Raw genomic sequence first — 11,394 nt, forward strand, 5'->3', positions numbered from 1 at the left:
AGTGCGAATCCGAATGCCACCAGCGGCAGCAACGCCCCGGCGAGGTAGAGCAGGTTCAGATCGTCGGTGTAGAAGACGGCGATCACCGTGACCGCGAGCAGGTCGTCGACCACCGCGAGGGTGAGCAGGAAGGTGCGCAAGCCGGCAGGAAGATGGGTACCGATGACGGCGAGGATCGCCACGGCGAAAGCGATGTCGGTGGCAGTCGGTACCGCCCACCCGTTCAACGCCTCGGCACCGCCGCGCACGTTGACCACCACGAAGATCAGTGCGGGCACGATCATTCCGCCGAGGGCGGCCGTGACGGGCATTGCGGCGCGGCGCAGGTCACGCAGGTCGCCTTCGATGAATTCGCGTTTGAGTTCGACTCCCACCACGAAGAAGAACACCGCCAGCAGACCGTCGGCCGCCCACGTGCCCAACGACAGGTCCATGTGCAGCGCGGCGGGACCGATCGTGGTGTCGCGCAGTGCATGATACGAGTCCGACCACGCGGTGTTGGCCCAGATCAACGCGGCGAGCGCGGCGATCAGGAGCAGGATCCCGCCGACGGTCTCCTTGCGGAGGATGTCGGCCACGCGGCGCGATTCCTCCCAGGAACCTCGGGACAGCAGGGGAAGACCGGAGAAGGGGGTGGGCATCACGGATTCCTCGGGGGCAGAAAGATGCGACCGACGAGGCCGGTGCACACCACGGGACACGACTCGCCGACCAGACTTCCCGGCACACCGCTGCCCACCGTACCGTACGGTGCTCTCGGTGTCGTCCGACGACGCCGCATGTCCGGACCGACGCAACTCGTAGGTGCCTGCGGAAGGAACGCCGAATGGTCGATCCCGCCGAGCCGCAACGGTACTCGCCTGCACAGGCGATACATCTGCAGCCGGCCGCGTGGGCAGCCGTCGCGGTCGGCGGGCTCATCGGCACCGCAGCCCGTTACGGGCTCGGCACGGCCTTCCCGGCCGGCAACGGCGCGTGGCCGACGACGACCTTCGCGATCAACGTCGTCGGCGCCCTGCTGCTGGGGATCCTGCTCGAGTCGCTGGTGCGGACGGGTCCGGATACGTCCTGGCGTCGCGTCGTCCGGCTCGGTGCAGGCACCGGCGCGCTGGGCTCGTTCACCACCTACAGCGCTCTCGCGGTCGACACCGACCTGCTGCTCCGCGACGGTCAGTTCGTCGCCGCGGCGACTTATGCGCTGGGCACGGTGCCGGCCGGCCTCGTCGCGACCGGCATCGGTGTCGCGCTGGGAGCGTGGTTCGGGAACCGTCGGGGTGCACCGCGGTGATCGCAGTGTGGGTGGCGCTGGCCGGCAGCGTCGGTGCCGTGACGCGGTTCGTCGTCGACAGCGCGTTGCGCGCCCGGTTCACCGCCTCGCTGCCGTGGCCGACCGTCCTGATCAACATCACCGGGTCGTTGCTGCTGGGCATCCTGGCCGGCGCCGCGCTGTTCCACGACGCCCCGACGACGATGCTCACGATCGCCGGGACCGGTTTCTGCGGCGGCTACACGACCTTCAGTACGACGAGCGTCGACTCGGTGCGCCTGATCGTGCAAGGCCGGTACGCGGGCGCCGCGGCGATCGCGTTCGGCACTCTCGCGACCACGATCGTCGCGGCCGCTGCCGGGCTCGGTCTCGCCGCCGTGTGGTGATCAACGCGAGCGGTCGATCAGCTCGAGCACCGCGCGCAGCTCGTCGGCGTCGACCTGACCGGGCGCCGATGCGGTACCGACCATCCCGAACGTCGCCGCCGATCCGAAGACCTGACCGGCGATCCGCGACACCACACCGAGACCGCCCATCGACATGGTGATCAACGGGCGGTCGGCGTGGTCCTCGTGCATCGTGCGGGTCGCGTCGAGCAGGGTCAGCACGTCGCCGGTCGAGCGGGGCATGACGGCGATCTTGCAGATGTCGGCGCCGAGATCCTGCATCTGCCGCAGCCGCGCGACGATCTCGTCCTTCGGCGGAGTGGCGTCGAAATCGTGGTTCGACGCCACCACCGCGACACCGCGGGCGTGGGCCGCCGCGACGATCCGCTCGACGGCGGCGCGGTGGCGCCGGTACTCCACATCGACGAGATCCACGCTGCCGCTCTCGGCGAGTGCGACCGTCAGATCGGCGTACGCCTCGTCGCCGATCGCGATCTCCCCGCCCTCGTTCGACGTGCGGCACGTCGCGAGCAGGGGAGTGCCCGGCAACTGCTCGGCCAGGGCCCCGGCCTGCGCGACCACCGAGGCGACGTCGTCGACGGTGTGGAAGAAGTCCACGCGCCATTCGACGACGTCGGCCCGGGCGGCGACGGCCGCGATCTGCTCGCGCAACGCCCCGGGGGTCCGGCCGGTGACGGGGACGACGATCGTGGGTGCACCGTCACCGATCACCACGTCCTTGACGCGAACCGGTGTGATCGTTCGTCCCACGTGCCGTCTCCGTTCCCTCGTCCGCTGGCCGGACCTATTCGATCACGTGCGCTTCGAGCCGCTCTCCGCAGCGTCCTCGGACTCCTCGACGACCACGACGGTGTGGTCCTTCGACGATTTCGCGGGGTCGGCGACCGCCTCGCCGCGCGCCACCATGAGCGCTTCGTCGGAGAGCGGGATCTCCTTGATGAAGCACGCGAGGACGAACGCGACGAGCAGGAACGGGATGAGGTACCAGAACACCGGCGCCAGCGAGTCGGCGTAGGCGTCGATGACACCTTCACGAACGGGATCGGGCAGCAGTCTCATCGCTGCCGGATCGACGGTCGCGGTGGCCTGCCCGGCCTGCTCGGGTGTCGCACCGGCAGCGGTGAAGACCTCGACGAGCTGCTCCGAGAGACGGTTGGTGAAGATCGTGCCGAAGATCGCCACCCCGAGCGCCGCACCGACCTCGCGGAAGTAGTTGTTCGAACTCGTCGCGGTGCCGATCTCGTCGGCGGGCACGGCGTTCTGCACGATCAGGATCACGACCTGCATGATCAGGCCGAGACCCAGACCGAAGACGAACAGCATCGAGCAGATCACCCACAGCGGGGTGTCGCCCTCGAGGGTGGTCAGCCACAGCATGCCTGCGGCGGTGATCAGCGACCCCGCGATCGGATAGATCTTGTACCGCTGGGTCTTGGTGATGGCCAAACCGGACCCGATCGAGGTGATCATCAGACCGGCCATCATCGGGAGCAGCAGCAGACCCGAGACCGCGGCCGACGTGCCCGACGACATCTGCAGGAAGGTCGGCATGAACGCGATCGCGGCGAACATGCCGAGGCCGAGCACGAAACCGATGGCGGTGGCGTTGACGAAGATCGGGTTGCGGAACAGCGACAGCGGGATGATCGGATCCTGTGCCCGCGACTCGACCAGCACGAACAGGGACACGAACACCACGAGACCGGCGCCGAACGACCAGGTCAGCGGATCGGCCCAGCCGCGGTCGGTGTCGCCGCCGAAGTCGGTGAAGAAGATCAGGCAGGTCGTGGCGAGCGAGAGCGTGACGACACCGAGGATGTCGATCCTCTTGGTCGGACGCTTCGTCGGCAGGCGCAGCGCGAACCAGGTGATGACGAACGCGATGATGCCGACCGGCACGTTGATGTAGAAGCACCACTCCCACGTGAGGTGGTCGACGAAGAAGCCGCCCAGCAAGGGGCCACCGACGGCCGACAGTCCGAAGATCGCACCGAGCGGGCCCATGTACTTACCGCGCTCGCTGGCGGGCACGATGTCGGCGATGATCGCCTGCGACAGGATCATCAGACCGCCACCGCCGAAGCCCTGGATCGCGCGGAAGACCACGAACGTCCAGAAGTCGTCGGTCGTCGAGCACGCCGCGGACGCGAGGGTGAACACGCCGATCGCGATGAGGAACAGGTGCCGACGCCCGAAGATGTCGCCGAACTTGCCGTAGATCGGCATCACGATGGTCACCGCGAGCAGGTAGGCGGTGGTGATCCACGCCTGGTGCTCGACGCCGCCGAGCTGCCCGACGATCGTGGGCATGGCGGTGGAGACGATCGTCTGGTCCAGGCTGGCGAGCATCATGCCCGCGATGAGCGCGGAGAAGATGATCCAGATCCGTCGCTGGGTGAGAACCAGTGGTTCCGAGGTGGTGGTCACGGTGTTCCTGTCGGAATAGGAATATCGAGCTGTTATGTGAAGGTGGCCTGCATATGAGTGAGGCGATCGGGAATTGTTGCACTCGGTAACTTCTGCTGCAAGGCGATTTCCTCCCGGTCACTCGAACCAGGACCGCGCGGGCGGCTTCACCCACATGATCTTCTCGTCCTCGTCGGTGCGGACCGCTGCCGGATGATCGGGGTGCTTCTGCGCCCACGCCGTCTTCTCGTCCATCAATCTCGCCGCGAGCTCCCAGGTCTCCATCGTGCGCGGCGGATGCGCGTCCGCAGCCCGGGCCAGCTTGCGCCTCGTCTCGTCGGTCATGGCGAGCAGTTCGGCTCCCGAGATGCCGCGATTCCATGCATACCGGGCCAGGGTCACGGCCTTGTCGCGCCGGTTCTTCTCGGCGCGATCGGTGTGGGCGAAGTCGGCGTCGCTCATGCTCCGAAGGTACGCGTCGCCCCTGACCGAGGTTGTCGTCGACGATGTGCCGAGTTTTCGACAACGACGACGGTGTCGTGTGCCTACCCTCGATGAGGGGGCCTGAGGAGGCGTGATGACGTCCGACGGGATCCCGGAGGGCACACCGGATACGGTCGTGGCGCGTGCCGCCGAACCGCCGAGGGTGCCCGTCGTCGACCCCACCCTCGGCATCGACGTCCCCCGCTCCTTCCGCGGCACACCCCCGCACCGTCTGGTGGCTCTCGGCGACTCTCTGCTGCAGGGCTTCCAGAGCGGCGCGATCTACAACACCGACGTCTCCGTCCCGGCGATCGTCGCCTACGAGCTCGGCACCGACCTGCGGTATCCGCGCTTCGGCGGGCCGGGCGGGTTGCCGCTGAACGCCGAAGTGCTGTTGCGCCGGATCGAGGAGCGGCACGGGACGACGCTCGAACCGTGGGAACTGCCGGCGGCACTGTTCACGGCGCGCGGCTTCATGGGCGAGGTCGAGGACTACTGGGAACGCGGGCCCGGCGCGACACCGCCGCTCGTCGGATATCTCCACAACCTGTCGTGCTTCGGCTGGGATCTGCGCGACGCGCTGCAGAAGACCGCCCGCGACTGCGCGGACCGCATCGGCGCACCCCGCGACGACCTCGTGCGGCAACTCGTCGAGAACAACGGGGAACGGGCGGCGCTGTACGTCTATCCGAACGCCGACGAACGACGCCGCGGGATGACCCTGTTCGACGTCGCCCGCGAGCTCGGCACCGACCACGGCGACGACACCGGCGAGGGCATCGAGACCCTCGTAGTCTTCCTCGGTTCCAACAACGCGCTGCGGACCATCACCGAACTGCGGATCGTCTGGAGCGGCGACGACTTCCGCGACCTCGACGCGAAACAGGCCTACACGATCTGGCAGCCCGAACATTTCGACAGCGAGTTCGCCGAGGTCGTCGCGAAGCTCCGCGACATCGACGCGCGGCACGTGGTGCTGTGCACCGTCCCCCACGTCACCATCGCGCCCATCGCCCGGGGAATCGGGACGAAGAACGGCTCACCGTACTTCCCCTACTACACCCGGCCCTGGGTGGACGAGCGCCGCTTCGATGCCGCCCGCGACGAACACATCACCGGTGCGCAGGCCCGGATGGTCGATGCTGCGATCGACCTGTTCGACGACACGATCACCCGGGCCGTCGCCGATGCGCGTCGCGCCGGACTGGACTGGTATCTGCTCGACACCGCCGGCATCCTCGACCGTCTGGCCGCCCGCCGCTACGTCGACGACCTCGAAGCGCGGCCGGCGTGGTGGCAGCCGTATCCCCTGCCGCCGGCGCTCGCCGCACTCGACCCGGTGCCCGACACACGTTTCCTGTCCGCCGACGGCCACGGTGGTCGCGACAGTGGGGGATTGTTCTCCCTCGACGGCGTGCACCCGACGACCGTCGCCTACGGGATCCTCGCCCAGGAGGTCGTCGACGTGATGGTGCGTGCCGGCGTCGAATTCCGGACGCCGAACGGAACGGTGCGGACCGGCCCCGTCGCCGTGGATTTCGAGCGTCTGATCCGGCACGACACCCTGGTGTGCACGCCACCGCAGAACATCGATTCGACGCTCTCGATCCTCGGATGGGTCGACGAGGTGCTCGATGTGTTCCGGGTGCAGTTGCGTTTCGGTCTGTGAGAGATCAGGTCAGGTTGACGACGTGTTCGTGCGATGCGACGGCGTCCTGCATCTTCTTACGCGAGAGCGTTCGCGGACCGCACGCGCAGCCCGAGGGGATTTCGTCGTCCTCGAACTGTGTCGCCTCGAGGGTGTCCACGAATTCCGAATTGAGTGATGTGCCGTTGTGCGGTGTGGCTTCCCGGTCGCGGTTGCCGCGTCCACCCGGGCCACTGCGGGAGACCACCACCTGCCCCTCGGAAGTCCTGTACACCGCGGCGAGGGTGTGCCCCTTGGGGCAGCGCACCTTGACGACGGCCTTCTCGGTGCGCTGAGGCCCGAGTTCTTTCACCGCCGCCAGTGCGAGCTTGCGACGTTCGGTCGGGGGTGTCGTGGCGATATCCATTTTCCTATTCCACCTCACAGTGCCGGGGTTCACAGGACTTCGGGAGAACCGATTCCGGGTTTGTTTTCAGATGATCTCGTCGGTGAGCCGATGCGGTGTGCCGAATCTGTGTGCGGTGATCGAGACGGCCTGCTCGGCCAGGAACGGCAGCATTTCGATTCGTCCGGCTGCGGTCACCGGATGGTCGAACACTGCGATGTCGCATCGGGTGTTCCATGCGACGGGCGGCGCTGCGCCGATGAGGCGGACACGTGCCGGTGCCACGTCGACCATCCGTTCCTCCCATTCCGCATCGCTCTCCACACGTACACGGCCGTCGAAACCTGCTGTATTCGAACATCTTACGAGATCGACGGCGCAAGCCGAAGAGATGTCCACCGGTGCGCCCGTCCGGGCGGCCGCGCCGAGCACGCGCACGAGTTCGGCCGGCCGTCCACTCTCACCGAGGCGTATGTGTGTGCGAACGGGCCGGTACCGGAACAAGTTCCGCTCCGCCGACAGGCCGGTGACGTCGTGTGGCACAGCGAATTCCGATGCCCACACCCGCTCGTCGTTCTCGAACACCCGGCGCAACGCATCCTCGGCCGGCGCACTGCCCTCCCAGGACCCGAAACCGAAGAGATAATTCGGGCCGCCCGCCTTGAAACCTGCTCCCACCGACGACTTCTTCCATCCCCCGAACGGCTGCCGTCGCACGATGGCTCCGGTGATACCGCGATTCACGTACAGATTTCCCGCCTCGACGCGATCGAGCCAACGGGCGATCTCGTCGGAGTCGAGCGAATGCAGGCCCGCTGTGAGTCCGTAGTCCACCTCGTTCTGGATCGCGATCGCCTCGTCCAGATCGGCCGCGGTCATCACCCCCAGCACCGGACCGAAGAATTCGACGAGATGTGTGCGCGACCCGCGTCGCACGCCGGTGCGCACGCCGGGTCTCCACAGTCGCCCCTCCTCATCGAGGCGTTGCGGTTCGACGAGCCACGACTCGCCGTTCTCGAGTTCGGTGAGCGCGGTGAGCAGTTTGTCCCGGGCCGGTTCGATCAACGGCCCCATGCGCGTTCGCGGGTCGTGCGCGGGACCGACCGGCAGCGAACGCACCGCGTCGACGAGCTGATCCCGGAATCGACGCGACGTCGCCACGGACCCGACGAGGATCACGAGCGACGCCGCCGAGCACTTCTGCCCGGCATGGCCGAAGGCCGACTGCACGACGTCGCGCACCGCCGGATCCGGATCGGCGCTCGGCGTCACGACGATCGCGTTCTTGCCGCTGGTCTCGGCGAGCAGCCGCATACCGGGACGCAACGAGCGGAACAGCTCCGCGGTCTCGTAGGCGCCGGTGAGCACCACCCGGTCGACGCGGGGGTCGGCGACGAGCATCGAGCCCAGCGACCGTTCGTCGGCGTGGACGAGGTGCAACACATCGCGCGGTACACCCGCATCCCACATCGCCTCGGCGAGCACCGAGCCGCACCGCGCTGTGAGTGTCGCGGGTTTGAGGATCACGGCCGAACCGGAGGCCAGCGCCCCGAGCGTCGACCCCGCCGGGATCGCGACCGGGAAGTTCCAGGGCGGCGTCACCACCGTGAGGATCGACGGCACGAACCGCGCACCGTCGATGCTGTCGAGTTCGCGGGCCCGCCCTGCGTAGAACCGCGCGAAGTCGATTGCTTCCGAGACCTCCGGATCGGACTGGTCGAGAGTCTTGCCGCCCTCGGCCGCCATCACCTCGAGCAGATCGGCGCGGCGCGTTTCGAGTACGTCGGCGACCTGCTCGAGAATTTCCGCGCGCTCGGCGCCGCTGCGGGCACCCCACGAGCGCCCGGCGGCGGCCGCGTCGGCCAGCACGCGCTCGAGCTCGTCCTCGGAGGAGAGCATGTGCGCCCGTACCGTGTCGAGGCCGAGTTTCGACGACGGTACCCGTTCGAGGATGTGACGACCCCACTCGCGGTTCTGCGGCAGGGAGGGATCGGTATCCGGCGTATTCGCGAACATCGCCGGCGGCGCTGTCGATGGTGGTGGTTCCTGCCGGTTCTGCGTGCGATGGGGGGAGGGGACCGTCTCGTCGAGCGCCGCCACCGACACGCGGAATCTCTGTTCCTCCCGTCCGAACAGCGCGGGGTCGTCGGCGAGATCGAACACGGCGGACATGAAATTGTCCTGCCCGGACCCCTCGTCGAGCCTGCGCACCAGATAGGAGATGGCGACGTCGAACTCGTCGGGGCGCACGACGGGTGTGTAGAGCAGCAGGCTGCCGACCTGTCGGCGGATCACCTCGGCCTGACTCTGCGCCATGCCGAGGAGCATCTCGACGTCGATCCCGTGCCGCACTCCCCGGCGACCCGCGAGCACCCACGCGTAGGCGATGTCGAAGAGATTGTGACCGGCGACGCCGATCCGCAGGTTCTCGATCCGCTCGGGGGTGAACGCGTAGTGCAGCAGGCGCTTGTAGTTCGTGTCGGTCTCCTGCTTGGTGTGCCATGTGGCGAGCGGCCAGCCGTGCAGCGCCGCGTCGACCCGCTCCATCGGCAGGTTGGCGCCCTTGACCACCCGCACCTTGATCGCCGCGCCCCCACGTGCGCGTCGCGCCGCCGCCCACTCCTGCAGTCGCATCATCGTGCGCAGCGCGTCGGGGAGATAGGCCTGCAGCACGATTCCGGCCTCGAGATGCAGGAACTCGGGCCGGTCCAGCAGGCTCGTGAACGCCGCGACCGTCACCTCCAGGTCGTGGTACTCCTCCATGTCGAGGTTGACGAACTTCGGTGTCGGCGAGTTCGCGGCGAGCCGATAGAGGGGGGTGAGCCGGTCGACGATGTCCGCGACGGTCTCGTCGAACGCCCACGGCGAGTGCGGCGCGACCGCCGCCGAGACCTTGAGCGAGACGTAGTCGACGTCCTCGCGTGCCAGCAGGGCGAGTGTGCCGTCGAAACGGCGCCGGGCTTCGGCGTCGCCGAGCACGGCCTCGCCCAGCAGGTTGAGGTTGAGCCGGATGCCGGGACGACGCAGTCGTGCGATCGCCCTGCCGAGCGCGGCGTCGTCGGTGTCGACGACGAGGTGGCCCACCATCGCGCGGAGAGCGCGGCGCGCGGCGGGAACGACGAGGTGCGGGAAACGGGGGCCGATCGTTCCGCCCGCCCTCACGGCTGCCCGCAGGTGAACGGGCAGGAAATCCGGTATGTTCCGGGACAATTCGGCCAGGGCATGCGCTGCCACCACCGGGTCCTCGGGGCGGATCACCTCGTCGACGAAGCGGACGGTGAACTCGAGTCCGTGCGGATCCTTCAGGACGTCGGCCAGGTGGCGGGCCGCACGGTCGGGGGCGACATGCGCCGATTCCTCCGCCCACCGGCGGGCCAGGGCGACGGCATCCTCGACGATCCGCACGATGCGCCTCCGATCGACGGCGTTGACGAACCTGACGCCAATCTACCCATCGGAGGCGGTTCGCGTTTGCGGTCCGCGGTCTCGGGAATACAGCGCGAAGGGGACAGTCCCGACCATCGAGGAGACGAGAGTGAACCGTCAGGCCCCGGCGTCGCACGGCGCGTCGGCATCCGCCGACCGCGTCGCGCAGAACGGCGTGTTCGAGAAGTTCGCCCGTGCCGGCTACGTCGGCAGTGGCATAGTGCACCTGCTCATCGGCTACCTTGCGATCCGGGTCGCGTTCGGCCGCGGTGAGCAGGAGGCCTCGCAGTCCGGTGCGATGGCAGAGCTGGGCGCGCAGCCCGGCGGGAAGATCGCGTTGTGGGTCGCCGTCGTCGTGTTCGTGATGATGGGTCTGTGGCGCTTCGCGGAAGCGGCCTTCGGCAAGGCATCGGAGCCGGAACGGCCCGACGCCGACACGAAGGACAAGGTGTTCGATCGGTTCAAGGCGTTCTGCGTCGGCGTGGTCTACCTCGCGTTCGCCTACACCGCGTTCGGGTTCGCCCGCGGCAGCGGCAAGTCCAGCGGTGAACAGAACGCGGGACTCACGGCGAAGCTGTTGCAGTCCGGCGCGGGCAAGTTCGTCCTCGTCGTCGCGGGACTCGTGATCCTCGGGGTGGGTGCCTATCACGTCTACAAGGGGGTGTCGAAGAACTTCGTCGACGACCTGAAGGGTCGTCCCAGCACGTTCGTCGAGCGCCTCGGTGTCGTCGGATACGTCGCGAAGGGACTCGCGATCGGTCTCGTCGGTGTGCTGGTGATCGTCGCGGTCTTCCAGGCCGACCCGCAGAAGGCAGCGGGACTCGACGGGGCGCTGAAGACGTTGGGCTCACAGCCTTTCGGCGCGGTGCTGCTCGTCCTCATGGGTCTCGGTATCGCGGTCTACGGCCTGTACAGCTTCGTCATGGCGCGCGACGCGAAGATGTGACGCTCAGTCGTCCCCGTCGTCGAACCGGAAGTATTCGGTGGCGACGTAGTGGAGGGTCGGTGGGCCCGGCAGGTCGAACTCGATCGCGCCCACCGGCCGCAACTCCCCGTCGTCGTCCTCGCAACTCGCGGTCGCCACATTGCGTCCGGCGGAGATTCCCGTGAACTCGAGGGTCTGGTAATTCGCGCCGTAGATCTCCGCGGTTCCGGACTCGCCGGTGCCGAGCGCTGCGACGCAGAGGAAGGGATAGTCCTCGTCCGGTGGGGACGTATAGATCAGTTTCAGCACCACGGTGTCTCCGCGGGTGCTGACCGTCCACATTCCTCGGGTGTCGGTGTCCGCTGCGCCCGCGCCGGGTGCGAAACCGGCGAGCAGTGCCAGTGGTGCGAGCAGCGCGACCGTTGCGCGCAGGGTTCTGCGATGGTG

At 67.9% G+C, this 11,394-nt stretch carries 11 protein-coding genes; 4 read left to right on the forward strand and 7 right to left on the reverse strand.

From position 1 onward, the window contains the following. On the reverse strand, positions 1–641 hold a 641-nt coding region (locus tag R1101_RS0108600), incomplete at its 3' end, for a Na+/H+ antiporter NhaA (protein ID WP_026003043.1). Between the two features lie 185 nt (positions 642–826). Here R1101_RS0108600 and R1101_RS0108605 point away from each other — a divergent pair. Further along, a complete protein-coding gene (locus R1101_RS0108605) occupies positions 827–1,288 on the forward strand; it encodes a fluoride efflux transporter FluC (protein WP_016933034.1) in 462 nt (153 codons plus the stop codon). Next, positions 1,285–1,653 carry a fluoride efflux transporter FluC gene (locus tag R1101_RS0108610; RefSeq protein ID WP_026003044.1) on the forward strand — a complete coding sequence of 123 codons (369 nt, stop codon included), beginning with the start codon at positions 1,285–1,287 and terminating at the stop codon, positions 1,651–1,653. Before R1101_RS0108605 ends, R1101_RS0108610 begins: the two co-directional genes overlap by 4 nt. On the opposite strand, the gene aroD is transcribed toward R1101_RS0108610, so the two are convergent. The 3 genes from aroD to R1101_RS0108625 form a co-directional block, all read right to left on the reverse strand. Beyond that, complete coding sequence (gene aroD, locus R1101_RS0108615; RefSeq protein WP_016933036.1) at positions 1,654–2,424, reverse strand: type I 3-dehydroquinate dehydratase; 771 nt, start codon at positions 2,422–2,424, stop codon at positions 1,654–1,656. A gap of 42 nt (positions 2,425–2,466) precedes the next feature. Continuing rightward, positions 2,467–4,101, reverse strand: a complete 1,635-nt coding sequence (locus R1101_RS0108620; protein ID WP_016933037.1) for an MDR family MFS transporter — start codon at positions 4,099–4,101, stop codon at positions 2,467–2,469. 117 nt (positions 4,102–4,218) lie between these two features. Beyond that, positions 4,219–4,542, reverse strand: coding sequence for a hypothetical protein (locus R1101_RS0108625; RefSeq protein WP_016933038.1), 324 nt, complete (start codon positions 4,540–4,542; stop codon positions 4,219–4,221). A 115-nt stretch (positions 4,543–4,657) separates the two neighbouring features. Between R1101_RS0108625 and R1101_RS0108630 the strand changes: the two genes are divergently transcribed. Then, the gene (locus tag R1101_RS0108630) at positions 4,658–6,232 is read left to right on the forward strand and encodes a hypothetical protein (RefSeq protein ID WP_016933039.1); all 1,575 of its coding nucleotides are present in this window, start codon (positions 4,658–4,660) and stop codon (positions 6,230–6,232) included. Positions 6,233–6,236: 4 nt separating this feature from the next. On the opposite strand, the gene R1101_RS0108635 is transcribed toward R1101_RS0108630, so the two are convergent. Together R1101_RS0108635 and R1101_RS0108640 are read right to left on the reverse strand one after the other, a co-directional pair. Next, positions 6,237–6,617 carry a hypothetical protein gene (locus R1101_RS0108635; protein ID WP_016933040.1) on the reverse strand — a complete coding sequence of 127 codons (381 nt, stop codon included), beginning with the start codon at positions 6,615–6,617 and terminating at the stop codon, positions 6,237–6,239. A 66-nt stretch (positions 6,618–6,683) separates the two neighbouring features. Then, positions 6,684–10,001, reverse strand: coding sequence for a bifunctional proline dehydrogenase/L-glutamate gamma-semialdehyde dehydrogenase (locus R1101_RS0108640; protein ID WP_016933041.1), 3,318 nt, complete (start codon positions 9,999–10,001; stop codon positions 6,684–6,686). A 130-nt stretch (positions 10,002–10,131) separates the two neighbouring features. Here R1101_RS0108640 and R1101_RS0108645 point away from each other — a divergent pair, with 130 nt between their 5' ends. Next, positions 10,132–10,968, forward strand: coding sequence for a DUF1206 domain-containing protein (locus R1101_RS0108645; RefSeq protein WP_016933042.1), 837 nt, complete (start codon positions 10,132–10,134; stop codon positions 10,966–10,968). Positions 10,969–10,971: 3 nt separating this feature from the next. Here the strand turns inward: R1101_RS0108645 and R1101_RS0108650 are convergent. Next, the coding region (locus R1101_RS0108650) for a hypothetical protein (RefSeq protein WP_081494058.1) at positions 10,972–11,394 on the reverse strand (423 nt) is incomplete at its 5' end.

It is taken from the genome of Rhodococcus sp. R1101, from assembly GCF_000278445.1.
Lineage (GTDB): Bacteria > Actinomycetota > Actinomycetes > Mycobacteriales > Mycobacteriaceae > Rhodococcus > Rhodococcus gordoniae.